At 65.9% G+C, this 26,518-nt stretch carries 18 protein-coding genes; 16 read left to right on the top strand and 2 right to left on the bottom strand.

Translation table 11 applies throughout. The features are described from left to right. The first annotated feature begins 1 nt into the window (after position 1). From AC0L26_RS14300 to AC0L26_RS14230, 15 genes are read left to right on the top strand one after another with little or no spacing between them, the layout of a single operon-like run. Positions 2-1,237 (top strand): Pvc16 family protein, encoded by a 1,236-nt coding sequence (locus AC0L26_RS14300; protein WP_473633092.1) that lies wholly within the window; start codon positions 2-4, stop codon positions 1,235-1,237. Then, the gene (locus tag AC0L26_RS14295; RefSeq protein WP_473633091.1) at positions 1,234-3,159 is read left to right on the top strand and encodes an ATP-binding protein; all 1,926 of its coding nucleotides are present in this window, start codon (positions 1,234-1,236) and stop codon (positions 3,157-3,159) included. Before AC0L26_RS14300 ends, AC0L26_RS14295 begins: the two co-directional genes overlap by 4 nt. Further along, positions 3,152-3,349 carry a hypothetical protein gene (locus AC0L26_RS14290; RefSeq protein ID WP_473633090.1) on the top strand — a complete coding sequence of 66 codons (198 nt, stop codon included), beginning with the start codon at positions 3,152-3,154 and terminating at the stop codon, positions 3,347-3,349. Before AC0L26_RS14295 ends, AC0L26_RS14290 begins: the two co-directional genes overlap by 8 nt. Next, a complete protein-coding gene (locus tag AC0L26_RS14285; protein WP_473633089.1) occupies positions 3,346-6,552 on the top strand; it encodes an eCIS core domain-containing protein in 3,207 nt (1,068 codons plus the stop codon). The genes AC0L26_RS14290 and AC0L26_RS14285 overlap by 4 nt, the downstream gene beginning before the upstream one ends. A gap of 48 nt (positions 6,553-6,600) precedes the next feature. Next, positions 6,601-7,260, top strand: coding sequence for a hypothetical protein (locus AC0L26_RS14280; protein ID WP_473633088.1), 660 nt, complete (start codon positions 6,601-6,603; stop codon positions 7,258-7,260). A 14-nt stretch (positions 7,261-7,274) separates the two neighbouring features. Next, positions 7,275-7,580: a tail protein X gene (locus tag AC0L26_RS14275; RefSeq protein WP_473633087.1), complete on the top strand. Its 306-nt coding sequence runs from the start codon at positions 7,275-7,277 to the stop codon at positions 7,578-7,580. Continuing rightward, the gene (locus AC0L26_RS14270) at positions 7,577-8,725 is read left to right on the top strand and encodes a hypothetical protein (RefSeq protein WP_473633086.1); all 1,149 of its coding nucleotides are present in this window, start codon (positions 7,577-7,579) and stop codon (positions 8,723-8,725) included. Before AC0L26_RS14275 ends, AC0L26_RS14270 begins: the two co-directional genes overlap by 4 nt. A 2-nt stretch (positions 8,726-8,727) precedes the next feature. Further along, positions 8,728-9,237 (top strand): phage baseplate assembly protein V, encoded by a 510-nt coding sequence (locus tag AC0L26_RS14265; RefSeq protein ID WP_473633085.1) that lies wholly within the window; start codon positions 8,728-8,730, stop codon positions 9,235-9,237. A 7-nt stretch (positions 9,238-9,244) separates the two neighbouring features. Beyond that, positions 9,245-9,580, top strand: a complete 336-nt coding sequence (locus AC0L26_RS14260; protein ID WP_473633084.1) for a hypothetical protein — start codon at positions 9,245-9,247, stop codon at positions 9,578-9,580. After that, on the top strand, positions 9,577-9,936 hold the full coding sequence (locus AC0L26_RS14255; protein WP_473633083.1) for a GPW/gp25 family protein: 360 nt from the start codon (positions 9,577-9,579) through the stop codon (positions 9,934-9,936). Before AC0L26_RS14260 ends, AC0L26_RS14255 begins: the two co-directional genes overlap by 4 nt. Positions 9,937-9,938: 2 nt before the next feature. Next, positions 9,939-12,482, top strand: coding sequence for a putative baseplate assembly protein (locus tag AC0L26_RS14250; protein WP_473633082.1), 2,544 nt, complete (start codon positions 9,939-9,941; stop codon positions 12,480-12,482). Continuing rightward, a complete protein-coding gene (locus AC0L26_RS14245; RefSeq protein ID WP_473633081.1) occupies positions 12,479-15,514 on the top strand; it encodes a putative baseplate assembly protein in 3,036 nt (1,011 codons plus the stop codon). The genes AC0L26_RS14250 and AC0L26_RS14245 overlap by 4 nt, the downstream gene beginning before the upstream one ends. Beyond that, complete coding sequence (locus AC0L26_RS14240; RefSeq protein WP_473633080.1) at positions 15,507-17,765, top strand: hypothetical protein; 2,259 nt, start codon at positions 15,507-15,509, stop codon at positions 17,763-17,765. Before AC0L26_RS14245 ends, AC0L26_RS14240 begins: the two co-directional genes overlap by 8 nt. 9 nt (positions 17,766-17,774) lie before the next feature. Continuing rightward, complete coding sequence (locus tag AC0L26_RS14235; protein WP_473633079.1) at positions 17,775-21,686, top strand: DUF6519 domain-containing protein; 3,912 nt, start codon at positions 17,775-17,777, stop codon at positions 21,684-21,686. 26 nt (positions 21,687-21,712) lie between these two features. Further along, a complete protein-coding gene (locus AC0L26_RS14230) occupies positions 21,713-22,600 on the top strand; it encodes a hypothetical protein (protein ID WP_473633078.1) in 888 nt (295 codons plus the stop codon). A gap of 356 nt (positions 22,601-22,956) precedes the next feature. On the opposite strand, the gene AC0L26_RS14225 is transcribed toward AC0L26_RS14230, so the two are convergent. Together AC0L26_RS14225 and AC0L26_RS14220 are read right to left on the bottom strand one after the other, a co-directional pair. Beyond that, positions 22,957-23,604, bottom strand: a complete 648-nt coding sequence (locus tag AC0L26_RS14225) for a hypothetical protein (RefSeq protein ID WP_473633077.1) — start codon at positions 23,602-23,604, stop codon at positions 22,957-22,959. 350 nt (positions 23,605-23,954) lie between these two features. Then, positions 23,955-24,077: a hypothetical protein gene (locus AC0L26_RS14220; RefSeq protein ID WP_473633076.1), complete on the bottom strand. Its 123-nt coding sequence runs from the start codon at positions 24,075-24,077 to the stop codon at positions 23,955-23,957. 886 nt (positions 24,078-24,963) lie between these two features. Between AC0L26_RS14220 and AC0L26_RS14215 the strand changes: the two genes are divergently transcribed. Continuing rightward, positions 24,964-26,211: a tyrosine-type recombinase/integrase gene (locus tag AC0L26_RS14215; RefSeq protein WP_473633075.1), complete on the top strand. Its 1,248-nt coding sequence runs from the start codon at positions 24,964-24,966 to the stop codon at positions 26,209-26,211. The last annotated feature ends 307 nt before the right edge of the window (positions 26,212-26,518 follow it).

Genomic DNA, 26,518 nt, shown 5'->3' with positions numbered 1-26,518 from the left:
GATGGGCAACAACCTGTCAGTTGCTGCCGTCACCGCTTCGATCCAATTGATGATCCAGGAGGTGATCGGCACGGCGACCGTCAAAGTCGGCCGGCCGACCACGGTGAACGAGGCCGAGGCCGACCCGGTGGTGAACCTTTTTCTGTTCCAGGTGACGCCGAATGCCGCCCGGCGCAACGCGCACCACCCGGCCCGCAGCGGCAGCGGCCAGCAGGTCGCCAATTCGCTGGTCGCGTTCGACCTCCACTACCTCGTCTCCTTCATCGGCCGGCCGGACCTGTTCCAGCCGGAACTGCTGCTGGGCACGGTTTCGCGAACGCTGGAGCATCGCAGCAGCATCTCGCGCCGCACCATCGAAAAGGTGGCGCAGGATTATGCGACGCTCTCCGACGTCAACCTGCAGCACGAACCCGAGCCGGTCCGCATTCATCCGGCTCCTATGAGCTTTGAGGAAATGTCCAAGCTCTGGTCGGTGCTGTTTCAGACGCCCTACCTCCTGTCCCTCGCTTACACCTGCTCGCCAGTTCTCATCGAGACCAGCACCCCGGTGAACTCGGGACCGCCAGTGACGACGGTCAACACTGCGGTGTTCCTGCTCGGGGGGCCGGTCGTGCTGGCCGTCGAGGCGGCAGCGGGCGCCACCGCGCCACTGGTGTGGAACAGCACGCTGGTAGTGCGGGGCCACTCGCTCGACCGCCATGGCATGACGCTGCGGATCGGCGGCCATGATACGGATCTCAGCACGGCGCGGGTGACGGCCGATCGCATCGAGCTGGCGCTGGCTCCTGCAAGCTTCGATGGAGAAGAGCTGGCCGCCGGACCCGTCGTGCTCGAGACGGTGCTGCCGCCGCCCGCCGGTGTCCCCGGGCATCTCGAGCGGGTCAGCGATCGGGCCACGTTTCTGCTGCGGCCGCATATAGCGCTCGCTGCAAACGCCGCTGTAAACGGCAATCTCACGGTCACTGTCACACCCCGTATCCGGCACGGCCAGAATGCGCGATTGGTGTTCAACGGCCAGAACCCTGCGGCTTCAACCACCGTCCAGCTCAATCACGAACCCATCGAGGATGCCGGATTTCCGGCCGCTGTCCTGAAATTTCCGCTCAAAAGCGTGCCCAAGGGCAGCTATTACGCGCAGTTGCTGGTCGATGGGACGGCAAGCGCACCTTACGTCGAAACCGATCGAGCGAGCCCGGCCTTTGGTCAAATCGTTGGTCCAATGGTGCAGATCACATGAGCGGCCCGAGCTTCGCCAGCGTCCTCGCCGATCTCAAGGCCCGCGTCGCCGGGACGGCGCCGTCACCCGCCGGCACGCCGCGGAGCGAAATGCCGGAGCGGCTTGCGCGGCTTGCCGTTGCGGCCGGACTCACCCGCTTCGACTGCGAGGTGCTGCTGCTTGCTGCATTGCCGGCACTGGAGCCGGACGGCGCCGCCGTGCTCGCCGGCGCGCAGGGCGACGCAAGGCTGCGCCTTCCCACTGTCGCTTTCGCGCTCTCGATGCTGGCCGAAGCGAACTGGCAGGCCTTCGCGCCGGAGGCGCCGCTACGGCGCTTCGCGCTGATCGGCTTGAGCGAGGAAAGCATCGCCAGCCTCGCGGGGATCGTGCTCCCGGAGCGGCTGCTGCATCACCTCGTGGGTCTCGACAGCATCGATGCCGAACTGCTGCTCGGCTCGACGCGATTGGAACTGCGGTTTGAACTGGCCGGCTCGCACCGGGACCTGGCGCGCCGGTTTGGCGCGCAATTGGGGGCCGATAGCAAAGGATCCGCGCCAGTCTTTGAACTGGTCGGCCCGGACCGAACCGCGGCAATGGCGATTGCCGCTGCCGGCGCGCGCGAGGCCGGCCGTCGGGCCTACCACATCGCCGCGGACGCGCTGCCCGCGGCCGCGAGCGAGCGTGCGCGGCTGGCCCAGCTCTGGTCGAGAGAAGCCATTCTGGCCGGGGCGCTGCCGGTGCTCGATCTGCACGATGTGACGTTGCCTGGCGACGTTCGTAACGCCCTGCGTTTTGCGGCGGCGATCGCCGGGCCGCTGGTCCTCATCGCGGCCGAGCCCGTGCCGGTGCCCGGCCGCGACAGCCTGCGGCTCGTCGTCCCGCGTTCGTCGGCGGCCGACCAGCATCGTCTGTGGGCGACGGCCCTGGGACCAGCGATCGGCGCCGACGTGCCGGCGGTCGACCGGCTGGTCGGGACGTTCACCGCGTCGCCCGAAATCATCGCCGACGTGACGGCCAATGTGAGCGCCGACCTGGCTCCGGCGGATGGCAGCGGCTCGGCAGTTCCGCTGGCGGACCGGCTCTGGGCGGAAACCCGCATTCGCCTCAGACCGAAGCTGGACGAGTTGGCGCAGCGGATCGACGTCCGCAGCCAATGGGACGACCTGATCCTGCCCAGGCGCCAGCTCGACATGCTGAAATCCATCGCGGCCCAGGTCAGGCAACGTGGACAAGTGCACCAGAACTGGGGGTTCGGCGGCAGCAACGGCCGCGGCCTTGGCATCACGGCGCTGTTTTCAGGCCCGAGCGGCACCGGCAAGACGCTCGCCGCGGAAGTGATCGGCGCGACGCTGCAGCTCGACGTCTACCGCGTCGATCTTTCGGCGGCGGTCAGCAAATGGATCGGCGAGACCGAGAAGAACCTGCGGCGCTTGTTCGATGCCGCCGAAGACAGCTCTGCCATCCTGTTGTTCGACGAGGCGGACCAGCTGTTCGCCAAACGCACCGAAATAAAGGACAGCCACGACCGCTATGCCAATCTGGAGGTGAGCTATCTCCTGCAGCGAATGGAGAGCTATCGAGGCCTCGCCATCCTCACCAGTAACTTCCGTTCGAATATCGACAACGCGTTTCTCCGCCGCATCCGCTTCCTCGTCGACTTTCCTTTGCCCGAGGAAGCCGAACGGCGGCGGATCTGGCGGCTCGCCTTCCCGTCCGAGGCGCCGCTCGACGGCATCGAGGTGGAGCGGCTCGCCCAACTCACCGTGCCTGGCGGTAACATCAAAAACATCGCTCTCAATGCGGCATTCATTGCCGCCGACGAGGGCTCGCCGATCCGCATGCGGCACCTGCAGCGCGCCGCGCGAGCCGAGTACGACAAGCTCAGCAAACCATTGACCGAGGGCGAGTTGCGCGGCTGGATGAACGAGGCGCCGCATGGTTGAGGTTCGCCGCGTCCATATCCGCAGCATCGGTTTGGAGGGCATGTCGCCGGCTCAGCGCGTGGTCGCCCTTGAGCAGATCCGTCGTGCCGTCGCCGACGCCGTCACCGCGGCGCCGACGGCATCGCCCGCTGCGCTAAGCAAAAGCATCGGTCAATCGCTGCTGCCGGTGGCCAAGGGAGGCGGCAAATGATTCCGGCGCGGCTTCGCGGCAACAAAGCGCAGAGCCCGGCAATCGAGCAGAACGGGCGTCCGGCCCCGAAGCCCGCGAGCCAGCTGGAGCAGGAGACGCCGCGCCCGGTCGCGAGGTTCGGCGGCTCACTCGCGGCGCTCCCGGCGGCGCCGCCCGCTGCCGGCGGCAACGGCCTCGAGCCCGGTTTGCGGGGACAAATGGAGCATTCGTTCGCCGCCGATTTCTCCGACGTGCGCCTGCATCGCGATGCGCCTGCGGCGCGTGCCGCCAACCGCTTCTCGGCCAAGGCGTATACGGTTGGACAGGACATCTATTTCGGCGGCGATCGGTTCTCGCCGCCGAGCGCCGACGGCCGGCATCTCATCGCGCATGAACTCGCCCATGTCGTGCAGCAGCGCCGCGGTGGTGGCGAACAGCCGCGCATCGACGGCAGCGGCGGGCTCGAGCGTGAGGCGGGCCGCGCTGCCGATCAGGCGATGGGCGGGGGCAGGGCAACCGTTCGGCTCGGTTCGGCAGCCGGGCCGGCCGCCGAGCCCGAGGAGGAGCCCTGGTACAAGCGCGCCATCAACAAGGCCAAGGATGTGGGCTCGAGCGTCAAGGACAAGGCGACGAGCTTCGTCCAGGAGGTGGCCAAGGACCCCAAGGTGCTGATCGACCACGCCGAAAAGCTGCAGCCGGCGGTGCTGCTGGCCGAGGCGACGCAGAAGCTGGCCGACAAGGCCGAGGGCAAGCCAGTGCTGGGCGGGTTGACCAGGAACATCGCCAGCATCGCCAAGGCAAACTCGAACCTGGTGACGAAACCGGCAAAGGCCTTCGGCGAGAAACTGGTCAGCAAGGACAAGGATGGCTGGCACGTCCATCCGCTCCACGCCACCAAGGCCTGGAAAGCCAGCGTCGATTCCGGTTTCAAGGGCGTGCACGACGCGACCTTCAAGGCGATCGACGATTTCGAGGATCTCGAGCCGGCCAAGCCGACGGTCGACGAGAAGGCGCACCCGACGCTGGAGCGCGGCAGCCTCGCGGTCTCCAACAACACGTCGAAATACTCCCGTCAGTTCGTCGGCGGCGTCGCCAAGGCGGCCTTCGGCATGGTCGAAGGCATCGGCAAGATGGCGGTGCATCCGTTCGATACGGTCAAGGGCCTCGGACAGCTGCCGGGGCCCAGTCTCGTCAACCCGCTGAAGTTCATCGGTACCTTCGTCCAACTGGAGGAAGACCTTTACGACGCGACCTTTCCCGACCTTGAGGAGGAGGCCCGCCAACAGGCCGCCTACGCCGAGGAGGCCCGCAAGCAGGTCAGCGAGGGCGGCCAACCCTCCGGCAAGCCGCCTGAGCGAATGTCGCACGGCCAGGCACTGCGCAAGTTCGGCGGTGCCATGCTGCCGGACCAGGAGCGCGATCGTAGGCAGACCGTCGGTCTCGCCGAGGCGCTGGGCGAAAACTACATCGACGCCTGGGAATCGAAGCGCTATGCCGAGCTGCCGGGGCTGGCGCTGGTCGATATCGGCAGCTTCTTCGTCGGCGGCGGGGTGGCCGGCGCCGCCAGCAAGGGCGGCAAGGTGGCCGAGGCGGCTTCCGCGGCAACCAAGATGGGCGAGCTCGCCAAGACCGGCGAAGTCGCGGGGTCGCTGGCCAAGGCCGAGGAACTGGCCAGCGCCGGCGGCAAGGTCGCCGATGTCGCCAAGGCCACCGAAGCCGCCAAGACCGCCGAAGTGGCCAAGGCTGCCGAAGTGGTCGATGTGGGTAAGGGCGGCGCCGTGGGCGAGGCCACCGAAGCCGCGAAAGCCGGCGACGGCGCCAAAGCCGGTGAGGTCGCCGATGCCACCAAGGCCGCCGAAGTGCACCCGCCGGCAACAGAGGCCCACCCACCAACAGCAGAGGCGCCGAAGCCGGTCGAGCCTGCACCCGAGGGGGTCAAGGCCGAGCCGACCAACGAGGCCAAAGTCGATCCACTGAAGCATACCGAACCCCTGCCCGAGGGGTTGAAGGGCGAACCGGTCAACGATGTGAAAGTCGATCCGCTGGAGCACGCCGAACCGCTGGCTGAGGGGCTGCAGGGCGAGGCGGCCAACAATGTGCGGCCGGAAAAGGACCCCAAGGTCAGCTCGCTCGATGAGGCGCGGCAGAAAAAGCTCGAGCGGGAAGCCGCGGCGGAAGCCATGCCGCTGGAGCAGAAGGGCACCGGAACCTACGGTCCGGGCGATGGCCATGTGGGGCAACCGGCCGAGGTGCCGGGGAACGCGCTCAAGGGCGAGCGCCCGCCAGAAATCAGCGCCGCGCTCGATCGGCCGAAAGCGGCTCCCCTGACCAAGCCGACGCCGCCCCGGCAGGGCCGTGTCACGCGCGGCACCGGCGGTTCGAAACCGACCCGGGGGGGCGGCGGCCGCCCGCGTCCGAGGCAGCTGCCCGAGCGGATCACTCCCGAGCTGCCGGCGCCCGCCAAGAGTGCCGTTGGACCGAAGAACACTCCGGCAAAGCCGTCGAGCGGGTACTCGAAACCCAAGATGAAGCCGATCGCTCCCGAGCTGCCCGCTCACGCAAACAGCGTCACCAGGGTTCCGGTCCGCGACGCCATGCGGTTCTTCCAGCAGAACCTCAGGAAGTACCCCAAGAACATCCGTGATGCCATCACCAGAGCCTTTGAGAAACCGAGGATGCTGCGCAAGGACGTTGTCGAGATCGACCAGTTGATCCGCAAGGAACAGGCCATGCGGGAGAATGTGAGGCTTGGATATCCGGCCGAGAGCCAACGGACGGTGGTGACGTATGATCATGCCGGCAGGCCAGTCGTCGAGCCGTCGTCGCCCTTCACCAACACGACCAAGGGGCACGGCATGGGGGTGGAAGGAACCGAGTTCGAGCGCGGCTGGACCGTCGACGAGCACGGCAACCCCAAGAACCTCACCTATGAGGGGCAGACCAAAACCGGCGAGCGCATCCAGGTCGACGACTACGACCCGAAGCTTCGCACGCCCAAGGAGGTCAAGATGCCGGGAGCGCTCACCGACGAGCGCTTCATAAAGCAGACCATCGAGAAGACTGCCGACCAGATGCGGCGGCAGGCGCAATTCGCCAAGGACTGGGACATGCTCGAATACCTGTGGGAACTGCACAGCGAAGCAGATGCGGCAGTCGCTCGAACGGCGCTTGAGCGGTTGCCGCCGTACCTGGCCGAAAAGATCCGCATCACCGTCATCTACTGAGATGCCACATGCCCGCAACGATACTCGCTTCAATGTTGGGAACCGCAGATGACTGATTTCCCGCGCTCGCCAAAAATCCTCAAGGGTGCCATTGTCGGTATCGACATCTTCAACCCGCTCGCCTCTGTGGTGGTGTTTCAATACAACCCCGAGCAGCTTTCGCGCTCGCTCGAGCCGCAATATGGCGAGGCCGGCGGTGCCCGGGTGGAGGCTCTGCGGCTCAACGGGCCGCCGCGCGAGACGATCTCGGCCACCATCAATATCGACGCCGTCGACCAGCTCGAAAGCGATGATGGCAAGACCAGGAAGCTGGGGATCAACCCGCAGCTCGCCGCGCTCGAAATGCTGGCCTATCCAAAGAGCACGCTGGTGATCGCCAATACGGTGCTGCTCGCAACCGGCACCATCGAAGTAGTGCCGCCCATGGGGCCGTTGACGCTGTTCATCTACGGCTGGCAGCGCGTTGTGCCGGTCAAGCTCACGCACCTGTCGGTGTCCGAGGTGATGCACGATCCTGGTCTCAATCCGACCCGGGCGACGGCCGACCTGTCGCTGCAGGTCCTCACCTACAACGATTTTCCATTGACCCATCCCGGTTACGCGACCTTCCTCGCCCACCAGTTGGTCAAGGAGACGATGGCGACCATCGGGACCGTCAACAACCTCGGCGCCGTGCTGGGACATGACGCCAATATCTTCACGCTATAAGAGGCTGAGCAGGAATGTTCGAGCAAACCAGCCGCTATGCAGGTCTTTCGACCCGGACCACCACCACACCCGAGGGCCGGCTGATCACCTATGTGGCGCGCCGTACGGTGCCGCCTGCTGCGTCCTATGTCGCAGCGGGCGGGGTGACCACCACCGATTCCGACCGGCTCGACAACATCGCCCACCGCTATCTCGGCGATCCCCAGGGGCTCTATCAGGTTGCCGACGCCAACGAAGCGATGCATCCGCTGGACCTGACGGCGCAGCCCGGGCGGCGGCTGGTCATTCCGCTGCCCCGGCTGCCGGGGACCGGGTCATGAACATCCTCGGGGTACGGCTCAACCTGCTGATCGGACCCGATCCGGTGGCTATGCCGGCCCCGATCCGTATGCTCGAGGCGCTGGCCGAGGTCGAGGTCAGCCACTCCGATCGCGAGCGCTCCGGCTTTCGCCTGACCTTTACCGTGGGACGGTCGGGTCCGTTCGACCTCATCGACTACGAGCTCATCCTCAATCCACTGCTGCAGGTGCATAGCCGGGTGGTGCTGACGGCGATCTTCGACATCCGCCCGCGCGTCATCATGGATGGGCTGGTGACACGGCGCGACCTGGTGCCCGGCGATCGTCCGGGGGAGGGCAAGCTGGTGCTGAGCGGCTACGATCTCAGCATTGCGCTCGATCGCAAGTACAACCCCGCCGAGCACCCCAATCAGCCCGAGCCAATAATCGCGGCCAAGATCGCGGCGAGCTACCCGCAATATGCGATGCTGCCGGACATCCGGCAGCCGACGCTCAGCACACCCCCGCTCAGCATCGAGCATGTGCCGCAGCAGACGGCGACCGACTGGGACTATCTCGAGGAGATGGCGGCGCGGTTCGGTTTCGTCACCTATGTGAAATCGGGTCCGGTTCCGCTGCAGAATTCGCTCTATTGGGGACCGCCCATCGCCCCGCTGCTGCCGCAGCCGGCGCTCAGCGCCAATATGGGGCCATCGACCAATGTCTCGGGCCTCAGCTTCACGCAGGACGGGCTCGCCATCACCACGGTCAAGAGCAGCGTCAAGGACGCGCTCACCGGCCAGACCATGCCGGTGTTCTCGATCGTGCCGACGCGGCCGCCGCTGGGGCTGCTGCCGGCCTTCCTGACCGGCTTTCCGAGCCTGCGCGAGGTGGGCATGGAAACCACCGGCCTCAACAGTATCGAGGCGCTCGCGCGGGCCCAGGCCAAGCTCGACAGCTCGTCCGACAATGTCCTCACCGTCAGCGGCACGCTCGACAGCACGCGCTACAACGATGTGCTGCAAGCCCGCGAACTGGTCGATCTGCGCGGCGCCGGGGCTACTCATGACGGCACATATCTGGTGCGCAGCGTCATCCACAAGATCGCCCGCGGCGGCTATAACCAGGATTTTACGCTGTCGCGCGCCGAACTGGGGGCCAAGCTTCCGCTGGTCCGGGTGGCGTGAACATGACCCAGCGGCACTACGGCAAATTCCGCGGAACGGTCGAAGACAATGTCGATCTGACGGGACGCGGCAGGATCAAGGTGAGCGTGCCGGGCATCACCGTCGGCGACAGCGGCTGGGCCTGGCCATGCGTGCCCTATGCCGGGCCGGGCGTCGGGTTCTTCGCCATGCCGCCAAAAGGCGCAGGCGTCTGGGTCGAGTTCGAACAGGGCGATCCGAGCCACGCCATCTATTCGGGCTTCTTCTGGGCGCAGCCGCTCGACGCACCGGTGCCGCCCGGGCCGCTGGCGAGCGGCGTCACCATGCTGAAGACCGACAAGTTCACGCTCGAGATCGACAACAATCCGGCGCTGCCGACGCTCAAGATCGAGATCGCGGCGGGCGGCGTCGCGGGCAAGGCGGCCATCAGCGTCGACCAGATGGGCCTGACGCTCAGCGCCGCGGGCAACAAGATCGAGCTCCAGGCCGGCTTCGTGACGATCAACGGCACCAGTCTCAAGGTCATGCAGTGAGGCGATAATGGTCCTTCCGATCCTGACGCAACTGACGCAACTGCAATGCACGCACGGCATTCCGGCGATCATGCAGGCCAGCGGTACCAAGGTGCTGATCGACAATGGGTTATCGCTGCTGGCGGGGGACCTCGCCAGCATTGCCGGCTGCCCCTTCACCGTGCCCCCCGGAAAACCCCAGCCCTGCACAACGGCCAAGTTCGCCAGCCTCTCCAGCAAGGTGTTCATCGAAGGCAAGCCCGTCATCCTCCAGGGCGTCGCGGACCTGGGCGTGTCGCCCGAGCAGATCCCGGGCGGACCGCTGATCTATTCGCTGGTGCAGACCAAGGTGATCGCCTCATGACGCAGTTCGGGTTCCCCTACAGGGTGGCGGCGACCGGCGGCACGGCGACAGCCACGGCTGACGAGCATGTGCGCGACCTCATCGCGATGGTGCTGTTCACCGGCCAGGGCGAGCGGGTCAACCGTCCGGATTTCGGTTCGGGCGCGAGGCAACTGGTGCATTCGCAGAATGCCCCCGAACTGGCCATGGCGCTGCAGCACCTGGTGCTGTCGAGCCTGCAGCGCTGGCTCTCCGAGGTCATTGAGGTGCGCGGCGTCGAGGTTGAGGCGAGCGACGCCACGCTCACGGTGGACGTCCGCTTCAGGCCGCTCGACAGCGACCAGGAGCGGTCGGTGCAAGTGGCAAGGCAGGCCTGAACATGGACCGGCGACAGCCTTGCGGAAGCAGCGAGAGACGGCAAAAGCTCCTGGGCTCGGACGTCGTGGTCGGCGGGCTCCGCCTCAACGGCCTCGATTATCTGGAAGTGCTCGACAACGATGCGCCCACCGAGGCCATGCGCCAGCGGCTGCTCGACGTGGTGTTCCTCAGGCCCGACGGCGTTGCGGGGCTGAGCGCGGAGAACTTCGCCATCGAGGGCGGCGTGCGGATTGTCGGCATCCGCATCGTTTCGGCCGGTTTGGGCGCTGATGCCCACACCGTGCGCCTGACGCTGGACCAGGCCGGCGACTTTTCGCGCTACAAGCTGCGGTTGCGCGGCAGCCATCTCGACGCGCCCGCCAATTTCGACCCCGCGCTGGCGGTGATCGAGTTCTCCTTCAAGGCCGATTGCCCGACCGATTTCGATGCCCTGCCACCTGAGGCGGAGCAGCCCGAGCTGCCGCCATCGCCCGCCATCGACTATCTCGCCAAGGACTATGAGAGCTTCAGGCGGCTGATGATCGACCGCATGGCAGTGACCATGCCGGGCTGGACCGAACGCAGCGCCGCCGACCTCGGGGTCACCCTGGTCGAAACTCTCGCCTTCGGCGCCGACATGGCGAGCTACTACCAGGATGCGGTTGGCACCGAGGCCTATTTGTCGCGCGCCCGGCTGCGCGCCTCGGCGCGGCGCCATGCGCGGCTGCTCGGCTATCGGGCGGGCGAGAGCTGCAACGCCCGCACCTTGGTCGCCATCGCGGTCAGCGAGGATCGCGAGCGGATCGACCCGCCGCTGGTGCCATCAGGCACCATGCTGCTGACGCGGCCCGACAGCCGGAGCGGCCTGGGCGCGCTTCCCAAGGCGTTGCCCCGCGATCCGCAGCAGATCGACGAGGTGCTCAATGCCGGCGTTCGGGTGTTCGAGACAATGGCCGATGTGACCGCGCTCTATTTCTCGCAGAACGAGCTGCGCTTTCACACCTGGAGCGCCACCGGCGGCCGGCTGCCGCTCGGCGCGACGGCGGCGCATCTCGTTGGCACGCTGGCCGCGACCCATCTCGAGGTGGGCGATGTGCTGATCCTCGAGGAACGCTTTCCAATCGGAGGCACGGCCGCCGATCCGCCGGATCCGGCGCATCGGCATGCGGTGCGGCTCGATCGCAAGCCGCGCGAGTTGACCGATCCGCTCGAGGGCAAGACGGTGCTCGAAATCCATTGGGCATTGGCCGACGCCCTGCCGTTCGCGCTCAACCTGAGCGTCGATGGCGCAAATCCGGGCGCGGTCGCCCGGGGGAACATCGTCGTCGCCGATGACGGCCGCACTCTCGACTACGCCTATGCCAACCTCGCGCCGCTGGCCGAAGCCCGGCAATCGCTGCACGCCGGCCTGGTCGGACGCAACGCGCTCGATCCCGATACACCGCCGGAGCCGGATCCCCGGGGCTATGGCGCGCCGCTTTACCGGCCACGAGTGACCATCGGCCCGCTCACCCGCGCCGTGCCCTTCGATGCCGCAGCGGCCCGGCAACGTCCGGCGGTCGACGCGCTGACGCAGGACGCAGCCGCGGCCCTACCGGTGATCGAGCTCAGCGCCGGCGAAAGATGGGTGGCGAGCAACGACCTGCTTAACAGCGATCGTTTCGCCACCGAGTTCGTGGTCGAGACCGGCAATGACGGCAGCGCCGAGCTGCGCTTCGGCGACAACCGGTTCGGGGCGGTGCCGCAACCCGGTGTCCGTTATCTGGCGCGGCTACGGGTCGGCACCGGCTCGGCCGGCCGGATTGGCGCGGACGCGCTGGGGCACATCGTGCTGGATGATGCGAAGTTCGTCACCGGCATCCGCAATCCGCTGCCGGCGGTGGGCGGCACCGACCCCGAAACGCTGACCGCCATCAAGCTCGCGGCGCCACGGGCCTTCCACCGGCAGCGCCGCGCGGTGACTGCCGAGGATTACGCTGGGTTTGCCGAGCGGCACCCGGACGTGCAGCGCGCCATAGCGGAGCGGCGCTGGACGGGCAGCTGGCAGACAATGTTCATCGCGGTGGACCAGCGCGGCGGGCGGCCGGTCGACGCGGCTTTCGAGCAGGAACTCATCGGCTTTCTCGAGCCGTTCCGGCTGGCCGGCCACGATCTCGAAATCGAGCCGCCGGTCTTCGTGCCGCTCGATGTCGCGCTGGTCGTCTGCGCCGCCGATGGACACTATGCCGAGCATGTCGAGGCGGCGCTCCTCAGCTGGTTCACTTCCGGTCTCAGGCAAGATCGCACCAAGGGGTTCTTTCACGCCGACGCCTTCACGTTCGGACAGGACGTGATGCTGAGCAGCATTATCGCCGACGCCATGTCGGTGCCGGGCGTTCGCTGGGTCGGAATGCAGCTTCCCGGCTCGGCGGCCACCGGCCGCTTTCGTCGGTTCTACGATCAGGGCGTGGACTATGCCGAGCACGGCGTCATCGCCATCGGCCGCCGGGAGGTGGCGCGGCTCGATAACGACCCCGACGCACCCGAGCATGGCCGCCTGCGCTTTTACGTGGAGGGCGGTCGATGAGCAGCGACAGCGACGACGTGCCTGCCGCCTTTGCCCCCCGGCGACCGGGCAATCGATCCGGTCTCGATGCTATCGAGAATCGCGTCGGGCGCCACGGCGATTTTCTTTCGCGCGTGCTCCACAATCTGCCGCGCGAGCGGATCATCGATCCGGCCACGCTCGAGGGCAAGCTGCCGCTCGCCGGCCTCACCGCCCGCGCGACCGACGATCCCACTATTGCGTTGGCCGACGCCTTTTCAGTCACGCTCGATGTCCTGACTTTCTATCAGGAGCGGATCGCCAACGAGGGGTATCTCAGAACTGCCCTCGAACGCGACTCCGTCGTCGAGCTGGCGCGCGAGATCGGCTACGAGCTCAGGCCCGGCGTCGCCGCTTCGGCGAGCCTCGCATTCACGGTGGAGGATCGCGACGATCCGTTCCGCGTCGTCGGGGTGCCTCTGGGCACGCAGGTGCTGAGCGTTCCGCAGAAGCCAGATGAACGGCCCCAGACCTTCGAGACCGTGGCGCCGATCACCGCCCGGGCTGAATGGAACGATATTGCGCTGCGTACGCAACGGCCGCAGAACCTTGCGATGTTCTGGCGCAGCGAGGCCGAGCCACGGCATGGCGAGCTCTGCCTGCTCGATCTCGACTCTGCCTTCGACCTCAGCGAGGTCGATGCCGCCGACCGCATCGAGATTACCGAGGCCAATGTCGGCGACTACCTGCCGGTGGCGCCCGGACTCGATATCGCCCAAGCGTTGCGCGACCTGATCGAAGACGCCAAGCTCAACGCCGATATCGTGCCTGTCATCAAAGGGGTGTTTGTCGATCGGATCCAGCTGCGCGGGCTCGGGCTCGCCCTCAAGCCCGGCATGCGGATGATCGCGGCGGGCGTCGGAAAAACCGCGCAGACGCGCGCCTTTCGCATCGTCGAGGTCAGCGAGGATATCGGCCACCAGCTGACGGAAGTCGCCCTGGCGCCGCTCAAGCCCAAGCCCAAGACCAAGCCGACACCGCCCAAGCCGCTGAAACTCAAGTTCATGACGGCGCTGCTGCCGGAGGCCAAGCTCGATATCCGGCCGATCGCCTTCAACGTGACGACCGCCGCCAAGGTCATCAAGCGGGCCACCTGGTCGGGCAACACGCTGTCGAGCTTCGTGAAGTTTCAATCCTGGCCCCGCATCAAGCTGATGCTGCTGTTCCGCGTGCCCAGGGAAATCGAGGCACCGCCGCTGGAGCAGGTCAGTCCGGGCCTGTTTGTGCTGCGGCAGAGCATGGGGTTTTTCGGCAATGCCGCTCCGAAATGGAAGTCGCTGGGAAAGGCGCGATATGCGCAGGGTGAGGCCTATCCGAAAGACTGGGAGGAGGGTGACGTCCCGGTAAAAATCTGGACCGACTCGCAGGGCGTCTCGCTCACCGGTGAAGGCAACGACGATGACGAAAACCCGGTCGATGTCTTCCTTGAGCGCGAGATCGCGGAGATCGTTCCCGGCGATTGGGTGCTGTTCGAGAATCCCAGTGGGTCGATCGTCAGGGCGCTGCGCGTGGCGCAAGTCGCGACGCAGTCCCGCGCCGACTTTGCCCTGAGCGGCAAGGCCACCGGCCTCCTCCTCCGGACCGAAAGTGACGACCTCAAACAGGAAGACAAGAACGGCCTGAACCTCAACTTCCGCACCGCGATCGCCCGCGTCGCGTGCCAGCATCTGCCGCTGGGCGGGCTACCGATCGTCGATCCCCTCGAAGCGGAGACGAGGAGCCTGACGCTTGATGGGCTCTATCTCGATGTGCTGCCGGGCAGCGCTGTCTCGATCGTCGGCGAGAGGGCCGATGCGCCCGGCCTCACAGACGGCGAAACGCTGGTGATCTCTGACGTAACGCATGTCGGCGGCTTTACCACGCTGGGGTTCGAGGTCGGCGTTTCGCGCAGCTATGTGCGGACCAGCCTGCGCGCCAATGCCAATGTGGCGCCCGCGACCCATGGCGAGTTCGGCGAGGAAGTGCTGGGAAGCGGCGACGCGCTGCTCGCCCATCAGGCGTTCAAGCTGTCGCGTCCGCTGCTGACCTTCGTTCCGGCCGCCACGGACCGCGGCACGGCGACCACGCTGCTGGTGCGCGTCGATGGCATCGCCTGGTCGGAAGTCGATGCCCTCTATGATGCCGGGCCTGACGATGCGGTCTACGCCGTGCGGATCGACGACGACGGCACGACCCGGGTGGTGTTCGGCGATGGCGTGCATGGCAAGCGACTGCCGACCGGCAGTCTCAACGTCACGGCGAGCTATCGCAGCGGCATGGGGGTTGAGGGACAGGTGGTCGAGGACAGCCTGACGCTGCTGAAGTCGCGACCCTTGGGCATTCGGGCCGCGGTCAACCGCAGCCCGGCGCGCGGCGCTGCGCCGGCCGAGACGCTCGAGGACGCGCGGATCAGTGCGCCGCAGAGCGTCAGAACCCTCGGCCGCATCGTGTCGCTCACCGATTACGAGGATTTCGCCCGCGCCTTTGCCGGCATCGGCAAGGCGAGGGTCGCAGCGCTCCGGCTTGGCCGCCGGCAGGTGGTGCACCTGACCGTGGCGCCGCAGATCGAGGGGGTGTTCGATGCAGCGGACAGCACGTTGCGCAGCCTCGCCGAAGCGATCGAACGCCGCCGCGATCCCGGGCAGCGGCTGTTCGTTGCCCCGCATCTGCAGCGCTATTTTCAGATCGCCGCCAAGGTGGCCTACGATCCGCGCCACCGCCCCGAAGACGTTCGCCTGGCGCTCGAGGACCAGCTGCTGCGCCGCTTCGGCTATGCCGAGCGCGCACTGGCCACCCCAATCAGCGCGGCTGAGATCACCGCGGCGATGCAGCGGGTGCCGGGCGTCGTCTATACCGACCTCGACCAGCTCACGACCTATGGCGCGGCCGCCGGGGGCCCCACGACACTGCAATCGGTCATGCCGGCACGCTCGGCGCGGGTCGTCGATGCCAATGCGCTGGCCATCGATGCCGCCGAACTGCTGGTCGCCATTCCCACCGGCATCGCCCTGACGCTGGAGGTTGCCGATGCGTAACAGTGCGACCGATCGGCTGTACCAGCTGCTGCCGGGCTACATCACGGCGCGCGACGCCGACGAGGGGCGCCCGCTCTTGGCCCTGATGCAGATCCTGACGCGGGAGCTGGAACTCGTCGAACGCGACATCGATGCGCTCTACGACAACTGGTTCATCGAAACCTGTGAGGATTGGGCCGTCTCCTATATCGGCGATCTGGTGGGCGCCCGGACGCTGCGCGAGTTCGGCGAGGGGAGCCTCCGCGCCTATGTCGCCAACACCCTGACCTATCGGCAGGCCAAGGGCACGAGGGTGATCCTCGAACAGCTCGCCCGCGATGTGTCAGGTTGGCCGGCGGTAGCGGTGGAGTTCTTCAGCCTGTTGACCCAGACGCGGAACGTCAACCGGCAGAAGAGCGGGGCTTTTGCAACCGTGTCGTTACGCGACGCCGATGCCGCTTCGCTCACCGGCGGGCCGTTCGAAAGCGCCGCGCATTCCATCGACGTGCGCACCATCGGCGGCGAGTCCGGCCGCTACAACATCCCCAATGTCGGGCTGTTCGTCTGGCGCCTGCAGAACAACGATTTGCCGTTCCTTATCGACGAACGCGAGGGCGGCTATCTCGGCGGGGTGGTGCCACTGATGTCCCAGCATGGCGCTGGCTATCGTTTCCTTGATCCGGTGGGCCGGTCGCTCAGGCTGTTCAACCGGCCGCGCACCGAGCAGAGTACCGACCAGTCGACCACCGAGGCGTCTGTCCGCGCCCCCTTGCGCCGCCGCCGGATCGCGGCCGACCTCGAAGCACTGCGCTGCGGCAAGCCCGGGGGAGGGCTCTATTTCCGCACGCGACCGGTGTTTGCGGCGCGGCTCGACGGCGCGAGCCTCAGACCGGAACAGCTCTATTGCTGCAACCTCGAGGACCGGCAGCAGGCGGGCGGCGCGAGCTGGACCCGCCCGGCGGTCGCCGGGACGATCAATTTCGACCCCGAGCTCGGTCGCCTGTCGCTGCATCCCGACGATGAAGACAAGGCCGTCGAGGTGACTTACGCGTTCGGAGCCGCCGGCGATTTCGGCGCCGGTCCCGGCGACCGCCGCGCTTCCGTGGCCGACTGGATCGGGCCGTTCGCCGAAACCGACGCGCCGTCGCCCTTGTGGCAGATCGGCGTGACGCGCCGCACCGAAGAGCAGAGCGCCGACCCGCACCAGACCATCGTGGCAACGCTCGCCGAGGCCATCACGCTCTGGAACGACAGTGCGACACCCGGCCGACGGGGCATCATCGCGCTGCTCGACAGCGCCAGCTATGACGAGGATCTGACGGCGCAGGCTATTGTCATCCCCGAGAGCGCGAGGCTGGCCATCGTCGCGGCCGGCTGGCCAGTGCGCGGCGCCGCGGGGGCCGGTCAGCGCCAGGCCGGGGATCTGATCCCGGCCGGGAGGCGGCCGCATGTCGCGAGCGATCTTCACGTGCATGGTACGGCGACGGCGGACGAGGACGCCGGCACGCTCATCCTCGATGGGTTGCTGCTGGAGGGGTGCGTGCAGGTCGAGGATGGCCAACTGGGGCGGCTCGAGCTGCGCTGCGGCACGTTCGGCGCCGGCGCGTCGGCGCTGGGAGACGGCTTGACTGTCGCAGCCGGCAATGCCGGCCTCAGCCTCAGGGTTGAGCGGAGCGTCTGCGGGCGCATCGGGCTCGCCGATGCCGCGGGGGCGCTCAGGATTACCGACAGCATCGTGGGCGAGGATCGGGTGGCCGATGGCGATCCGGCTGCCGCTCCCGTGGTGATCGACGCCCGGTCGGCCGATCTCCTGGTCGAGCGTTCGACGGTGTTTGGCCGCACCGCTGGCCGCACCCTCGTAGCAACCGACAGCATCTTCACCGCACCGCTCGCGATCGCGCGCCGCCAGGCCGGGTATGTGCGGTTCAGCTACCTGCCCACTGGGTCCCGCGCCCCCCGGCGCTTCCATTGTGCTCCGGATCTGCAGGTCAGCGAGGCGAGGGAGCGTCTGGGCGCCGCGTTCACCGCCGCGGCGGAGATGGCCATCCGCCAGCGCATCCGTCCGGTGTTCACCTCGACGCTGGGCGAGGAGGCCGCCTTCGGCCAGCTTGCGCAACGCTGCCCGCCTGAAATCGCCGAGGGGGGCGAGGCCCATACCGAGATGGGAGCCCTGAACCACCTCCGCAATCCGCAGCGGCTCGCCAATTTGCGAGACGCCCTGAGGGAATATCTGCCGTTCGGCCTCGCGGCCGACGTCATTTTTGAGAGTTGAGGATCGGTCATGGCTGACTATACGCGCGATACCTTTCGGCCCTCCCGGCATTTCTCCGGTGTCCGGCAGCAACAGGGCCGGGTGCATCTGGATGCCGACTGGAACGAAGCGTTCGACATCGGCAGGCATGTCGAGCGGACGACCGCCGGCGACGTCATCGGCCGCACCGGCATGCCGGGCGCGGCGCCAGGCTTCGCGCTGTCGGTGGTGCCCGTAGCGCCCGGAGCCGACCTGCTGATCGGCACCGGACGGGCCTATGTCGGCGGTATCCTGGTGGAACACGAGACCGGCCCGGTCAGCGTGCTGCAGCGCGTCTCGGGCGCCGATGCGGCCACTGTGTGGGAGGTGATTGCCGGTCCCCCGCTGCGGGTCGACCAGTGGATCGAAACCGTCGCAGCAGGGGCGCTGACACGCGCCAGGGTGGCCGAGGAACTGGAGGAGGAGGGCGATGGCGGCCCCCAGCGCCTGCGCTTCTCCGCTGTCATAGGCATCAACGACACGGTGGAAGTCTCGGGCCTCGCCTCGCTGCGCGTACAGCCGGACCTCCGCGACCCGAACCCGGAGGGTGATCCCGGGCTCTATCTCGCCTATCTCGATGTGTGGGAGCGCGAGATCACTGTACTGGACGATCCGCTGATTGCCGAGACCGCGCTCAACGGACCGGACACCGCGGTGCGCAGCCAGGTCGTCTGGCAGGTCAAGACCCTACCACTAAAGCCATTGATCGATACCGGCGCCATCGCGTCGCCGCCGAGCTGCAGCACGTTTCCTCCTGGATGGACGCCCGAGCGGGATGAGCCGATGCGGCTCAGCGCTGCTGCCCGGGCCGCCGCGGCCGATCAGAGCCCGTGCGAACTGCCGGTCGATGGTGGCTATCGCAGCCTCAACAACCAGCTCTACCGCGTCGAAATCCACACCGGGGGGCAGGCCGGGGCCGCAGGCATCACGCTCAAATGGTCACGCGACAACGCGATCCATCGCCACCGGCTGCTGAATGTCGCCAATGGCAGCCTGGTGCTGGAGGAGATCGGCCCCGACAGCCCGGCCAGCATCGCCGCCGCCGACTGGCTCGAACTGTGCGACGAGGAGGGGGCGCTCGGCGGCGAGCCCGGCTACTTCGTCGAGGTCGATGAGGTGGTGGGCACGCGGCTCGGCATCAGGACCATCCTTCATCCGCTGACGCTCGAACCGCAGGTGCAGAACGGCAAACCCAACGCCGACGTGCTGCCCAAGTCCGGCACGGTGCGACGCTGGGAGGGAGGACGACCGGTGGCCATCCCCGCCGATGGCAAGCTGTCGCTTGAAGACGGCATCGAGGTCACGGTCACCGCGGGCCGCGCCGCCACCGGCATGTACTGGCTGATCCCGGCCCGGACGCTGACCGCCGCGATCGAATGGCCGGCGGATGCGACGTCCGGCGCGCCGCTGGCGCTGCCGCCGCACGGCGTTCGTCATGCCTATTGCGCGCTTGCCATCATCGACAAGGCCGCGGCCGGCCTCAGCGTTATCAGCGATTGCCGGCCGATCTTCGAGCCGCTGAGCGAACTCGAGGTGTTTTCCTATCTGGGTGGCGACGGGCAGGAGGCGACGACCGACCTGACGGCGCCGGCGAACCTTGTGACGCTCAATTCGCCGCTCCGGGTCGGGGTGACGCGCGGCCGCCACCCCGTTGCCGGGCGGGCCGTGAGGTTCACGCTGCGCGAGGCCGGCTCGGGCGCCAGCCTCGGGCTGCTGCCGGGCGGCTCCGAGATCGGGCATCAGTCGACCGGCACCGCCATCACTACACTGGTGCTGCGCACCGATGCTGGCGGCGTTGCCGAGGCAAGCCTCAGCATTCCAGGCGTCGCGCGGCAGTATCACGTCACCGCGGAGCTGCTCGATTCCACCGTGCCGGCGCAGGCGTCGCCGTCGCACCTGCCGATCAGCTTCACGGCCAGCGCTTCGGTCGCTGCGGCCGTAGCGTTCGACCCGAGCAAATGTGCCTATCAATCCAGCGACAGGATCGCGCCGACGCCAGCGAAAACCGTGCAGGAAGCGATCGACCGGCTCTGCCCGCGGATCGAGTTGCGGATGGTCGGCGGCGACAGCCAGCTGCTCCACAGCCAGCAGCAGTCGCAGCGTCCGCTGCGCGTCGGGGTCTATTGGGGGAAGCAACCTCTCAAGGATGTGCGCGTGGATTTCGCGGTGGTCAGCGGCGACGCCGAGGTGACCGACGCCAGCACGCTCACCAATGCCGACGGCATCGCCGAGACCTCGATCCTCGCCGGCAGCGACCCGATCCAGAACAATGGCCTGGTTGAAATCACCGCCACGGTCGCGGGGACGCCGGAGCCCAACCCGGCGCCGCTCACCTTCGGGGCGCGGTTTTTCAAGGCCGATGCAGCCGGCGGGCCGAGCTGCAGCGTCACCATCGGACCGGATGAGCTCGCCGCGGCCAATACCACGCTGGAGGAATTCGCCCGCGACCTGGTTGGGGCCGATCTGTCGCGGCGCATCAGCATCTCGCTGCTTCCCGGCAGTTACGTGCTGCACGAAACGCTGGACCTCAGCCGCTTCCACAATCTTGTGCTTGCGGGATGCCGGGACGGCGCCTGGCTAGAGCCAAAGAAGGGCGACCCGGGCGCATTCAAGCGCGGGCTGGTGCTGGTCGAAGGGACCTCGAACCTCACGCTGCGGCGGCTGGGACTGGTGCTTCCGAGTGGGGGCGAAGGACCTGCCCAGGGTGTGTGGGTGGCGAAATCCAGCGACATCAGGATCGAGGACTGCGTGTTCCGCCTGCCGCAGCACGAAAGCTCGACGATCCAGATCGCGCTCAGGATCAGCAGCGAGTGTTCCAACCTCAGGATACTCGGTAATCGCATCGCCGGTGAAACGCCGCTCGATTCCGGGTCCGAAAGCGGTGCGATCCTCGGCATCGTGGGAGGCATCGACCCTCGCGACGGCAGCGCCAAGGCCGAGGCCCCCGCTCTCACCGGACTGCAGATCAGCCGCAACGAATTCCAGAACCTGACCGCGGCCATCTATCTGCGTGCGCTGTTCGGCGTCGTCCGCTGCGAGGACAACCTGGTCAGCGGGTGCGAGAACGGCTGCTTCTTCGTTGCGGCGACGGTGATGGATCGCGAGGTGCTGTTCGATGCGCTCGAGCGAGGGGCAGGCGCGCCGTCCGACGGCCGCTTGATCCTCGCCGCGTTTCAGGGGGCGCATCTCGGCCTGATGCAGAGTGTGCAGCAGGCGCTATCGGCCACGCCGCTGCCCGCCGAACTCGAACCCAGCAATGTTGCGACGTTCGGCGAGCCGCGTTTGTCGGCGCGTGCCCTCAGAGCGAAGCTGTCGCAGGCGAAAGCGCTCAACTCCGCGCTGCTGGAGGGGTTCAACGCCGACCCGGCGCTCAGCCCCGAGGCACAGGAACGCGTGCTCTCGGAAGTTGCGGCGCTGCCGTCGAGGGACAGGCTGGAGGCCGCGTTCAAGGCGCTGGCGGTGTCAGCGTTCCGCGTATTGAACGAGAAGTTTCCCGCTGCGGCCACGCTGCGGATCACCGGCAACCACATCGCAACCCTGCCTGCGCCGCAGGACGGGGGGGAAGTGCAGAGCAACAGCAATCTGCTGGTTCACCTCGACGAGTCCACCGAACCCACTTTGACGGTTGCAGGCAACAATATCAGGGGGCAGCGGTTGCAGTTTCTCGTCTGGATCAAGGGCGGATCGTTCGGCACCGTCACCGGCAACACGATCATCAATCGGCAGGGAACAGCGACCGCGGGTCGACTGGCGCTTTACTATATGCTCGAGGCGGAGTCGCCCGTCAAAGTCGTCAGCATCGCCGGAAATGCCATCGTCGGCTCCGTCAAGGCGCTGGACCCGCAGCAAGCCAACAGTTCGGCGCCCAGCTGGCGCCATCTCAACAGCAATGCATTCGTCTGATCGGCTGATACAGAGGAGAATGACACATGCCCGATAGCGACAAGTCCGGCCCCCGTTTCTTCATTCCGTATTCCGACGCCGATATCGCGGAGAAGGGACACCGCCCGATCGAGCCCCCGGAGATCAACTACATCTGCGCCGGCATCGAGCACAGCGACTACGAGCCGGGAGAGGATCTCGACGTCAGGGTCTGGGTCGGCAATTTCGCGGAGTTCGGACGGGCCATCGTCGATGTCTGGCTGATCAAACCAAGCACCGGACTCAGCATGGCGGGGCGTGACCCAGTGATCTCGAACCTGCCGGTCGATGTCGGACCGCCGACCGACGACAGCGTGCCTGAAACCATCAGTGACCGCGCGGTGGCGACCGCGCAGACCACGATAAAGATTCCTCCGGACGCCGATAACCACCAGTGCCTGATTGCCCGCGTCCGCAGCGAGCTCGACGAAGCGCTGTACCTCGAACAGGCGAGCCCGGGCATATACCGGCACTGGGCGCAGGAAAACCTCAGCTTCCAGCCGGCGCAGGCATCGGTGATTCACTCGATCGGATTCGACGCGGGCAATCCATTTCCCGATTTCGTGGAATTCGAGATCTTCGTGTCGCCCCCGGAAGACGCCGTTATCGATCGCCTGATCCGGCGCGTCGATCGCGGTGACTACGTGCCGCTCGACGTCGAGGCCAAGCTGGCCGAGCAACCCGATGAACTTTCCAGCACCTCGCTGGTTTTCGCCCTCGAGGAACAGCAGATCCGCCCGCTGTTCCTCAATTTCATGCTGAACACTGACCTCAAGCCCAACACCTTCGGCGTGCTGCAGGTGATCCAGCGCCGCATTCCCAAGGGCAAAGAAGACCCCGCGGACCCCGCCTTGATCATCGGTGGTATCGCTGTAGTCGTCCTACCAGCAGAATGAATCCGAAATCAGCGCGGCCCGTAAGGGCCGCCTATATCCGCCGGCATAAATCACGCACGCGGTGAGCAGATTGTACCCCGTGCGCGACGAGTGAGTTGTCCCCTTCCCTTCTGTTAGGACCGGCGCTCAGGTTCGGCTACGAGCGCTGGTTTTAGCTGAGGGCCGCTTCGCGGCGGAGAACGCAAGGACTTTCCTGACCCGCGCGAATTTAACGTTGGTGGTTGTGTGCGGCACGGGATCTCCGCTTCGTCGGGAGTTGGGTAGATGAAGCCTTGCGGCGAAGTGCGGCGTGGCGGAAACGTCCAAGGTTCTAGTCGCCGCTGGATGAGTGGCAGGTCACAGCCTGAAAATCGGGGTCAGAGAAAGCACAGCAGCGCGCCGAGAACCAGACCGAGAAGGCGGTCAGTGATGGTTGCTGTTGAGAGTTGGAAGTATGGCAAAATCTGGAGGAACAGTGAGCCTGTGACCGCCAGCGCTGGTAAGAAGACAAGCAAACGCCGGGTGATGGATTGAATGCGGAGATGGCGCGTGTAGCCGTCGGCAGCTAGGGCGAACTTGCCCATCTTTCCAAAGACCAAGGGAGCTGCCAGGACGCACATGATGGCGTTACCGAGGTCCCGGCTCGTGACAAAACTAAGCACGAACGCTATCACCGCGACGATGATCGCGGCGAAGAACCCGTCTGCAAAATCCTCCATTTTGCCGATGTACCATCTGGTAATCGCATTTCCGCCGCGCACAAGGGTGTATAAGGAAAATGCCGGCCCCAGAGCCAATCCATATGCGAAATCGGCCAAAACCGATGCGGCGAATGGGTGTCCGGTCAGTGTGTAGCCACGCGCTAGGAGCAATACGGCAAATATCTTCACGGCGTATTTGAACGCCGCACCGACGCCAGGGAGCTTTTGTTCGTATGGGTTGATGAGAATGGCGAAAGCCAGGAAGAAGCTGCTTACAGCGACGACAAGCGTGGCGAAGCTGACAAAGCTTACATCGTTTGGCAAATACGAATCTCCCGATGAGAGGTCGAAAGGAGACGGACGGTCCTTTGGAGCGCACCGCAATGAAAGTGGATCTGCGTTCTCGCTAGAAACAGGTAGCCCGCAGTCTTGCGCCCGAACCACATCATAGGCAACAAGAGCGGGGAACTGATGGACGGGACATCAAAGGAAGAGACGGCGCTGTCGAAACACCCGACATATCTGCAGCGTTGGAAGGGCCTGAACAACCGGCTTCACGCACTAAGCAAAGCTCGCAATCGATTGGCTCACGCCCAGATGGTAGGTTACCCAAATAAGAAGGGTGAAGAGGCGGTCGCCATGGTAACGGCCGTCTAGGGCTCGAGTTCAAAGGATCAGATACCCGCAATCTGGATGCGAAACTCGTGCTTGGAACGGTGACCGCCTCCGTGGGTCAGATCCCAGATATAGATGCGGACAACCTCGCGCGCACCGTAGCGCTCCAGCGCAAGGCGCATCGGATGAATTCCGATCGAGGACAGAAGTTTGACGGACCCGCCGGCGGATTTGATCGCTGGCGAGCGACGATTTCGGCCGATGAGCGGTCTTGCAGGCGGCGAGCTTGGGATCGATCGGCAGCCGCCAGGACTCGCCTGCGCCAGCACCTGCCGCTTGCGGCGTTCGGCAGCGGCACTCGCGCCCCCCGCAATTACGGTATGTCGAGTTGCGAGGGAGTGCGGCGGGGTCGGTGAAAATCTGGATTATGAAGGTTCGTCTTGGGTGCCGCGCTGCTCGAATAAATAGGGCGGCCGCCGAGTCCTGCGTGCAAGTGTCTGCCTTTGACGCAATCGCGACCTCAGCGTCGGCACCAGAAACTTTTGGTAGGCGGCCAAGTCGGCCGGAATGATCTACATGAGGCGCAAAGCTGTCATGCACGGCTCCGGTTGCGAGGGTCTGCTTCGGGTCAAACTCTCACCTTCCGAGTGCGTACTCTCGTCGTCCGGCAGGTTTGGCTGACTGGTGCAGGGCTGCCATAGACAATCAGATCAACTGCGGCGTAGAGCCGGTCTCCTGCTGGCGTTCCCTTCACCAGAATCAAAGCTCCATCTTCGCCAATCTACGCCAGAGCGTGCGAGCGATTGGTGAGCAGCCTTCGCACAATCGCGGGTGTGCCTGAGGCTAACTTATTGAAACTATTGGCGCACCCGACAGGATTCGAACCTGTGACCTCTGCCTTCGGAGTGCCAATTCCCCACACCGAAGCGTGCCGCCGAAACCTCGCTAGCGTGCGAAAACGCCCATATTAACAATAACTTGTTGAATTTGATACCGACCGTCTGTACGCTAAGCCGCACTAACACCAGCTTCGATCTGGTGAGTACATGGTGAGCAAAGGATCGGGCTGTGCCGAAGTTGACTAAGACCATCGTCGATAAGGCCGTCCCACGTGAGAAGCAGTTCACCATCTGGTGCAGTGAACTCAAGGGCTTCGGCATCTTCATCCAGGCGAGTGGGACGCGCACCTATTTCGTCGATTATCGCAACGTCCACGGCGTCCGTAAACGCATGACCATTGGGCGGCATGGACCGCTCACCGTGGAGCAGGCGCGCAAGCTGGCTATGGCAGAGCTTGGCGGTGTCGTGAGAGGCAGGGATCCTGCCGACGATCGGGCAACACGCCGTCGATCGATCACAGTCAGCGAGCTGTGTGAAGACTATCTTGCAGCAGCCGAGAAAGGCTTGGTGCTCGGCAAGGGAAACCGCTCCAAAAAGGTGAGCACCCTTTACACTGACCGGGGACGGATCAACCGGCACATCATTCCGCTGCTCGGCTCGATGCGCGTTGTCGATCTCAGCAAGGCTGACATTAACCGCTTCCTGAGGGATGTGGCGAGTGGCAAGACCGCCAAGGTGGAGAAGACCGTCAAACGCGGCAAATCGATTGTGAAGGGCGGGGCAGGCACCGCGGCACGAACGACCGGCTTGCTGAGCGGCATCATCTCTTTCGCGGTCGACCAGGGCATCATCGAGACTAATCCGGTGCACGGCGTGAAGCGCCCCGCGGATGGGCGTCGCCGCCGTCGGCTTTCACCCGAAGACTATGGACGGCTCGGCCAAGCGCTGGCGGAAGCACGAGCGGAGGAAGAGACGCCGCAACTGATCGATGCAGTCTGGCTGCTCGCCCTCACGGGCTGCCGGTTGGGGGAGATCATCCACCTGAGGCACGTCGAGGTGGATCGGGCAGGTGGCTGTCTCCGGCTGGAGGACAGCAAGGAGGGAGCATCGCTGCGGCCGATCGGACGGACGGTCTTGGACTATCTCGCAACCATTGAGGCAGTGGAAGACTGCCCGACCGTGCTCGCACCCGTGCGCGACGGGCAGGTGTTTGGCGGAATGGCAAGGGGCTGGAAGCGGATTGCAAAGAAGGCGAAACTCGAGGGCGTGACGCCCCATACCCTGCGGCATTCCTTCGCCTCGGTAGCCGGAGAGCTCGGCTATACTGAACCGACGATTGCAGCGATGTTGGGTCATGCAGCGGGCTCAATCACCAGCCGATACATTCATCATCTTGACAGCGTCCTGATCTCGGCAGCCGACAGGGTCGCCGCCGCAATCCATGCGATGATGGTCGTACAGCCGAAAGAGGCGTAGCTGGCTTCACCCGGTTTGGCCGCGGTGCTGCGCGCGAAGCGACCGGCCGGCTCAGTTCCGCAGGAATTTGATGAGTGCTGCAATTCCGAGCACGAGGATGACGACAGTCAGGATCCAGACCGGGACCATGCCGCCCATCATCCACATACCGCCGGTACCTTCCATCATGGTCGAACTCCTCGATTGTGAGCACGGTCATTAGCGAACGCAGCGACGCTGCCGGACATCACTGCTGTAGAGCCAACTCGTCATAAGCCTCCATCAAGGCGCGTCGACAGCGTGCGTGTTATCGAATGCCGGGCTCCTG

It is taken from the genome of Mesorhizobium sp. WSM4823, assembly GCF_055811195.1.
Note: the sequence above shows the minus strand (reverse complement) of the source record. Positions and strands in the feature narration are given on the sequence as shown.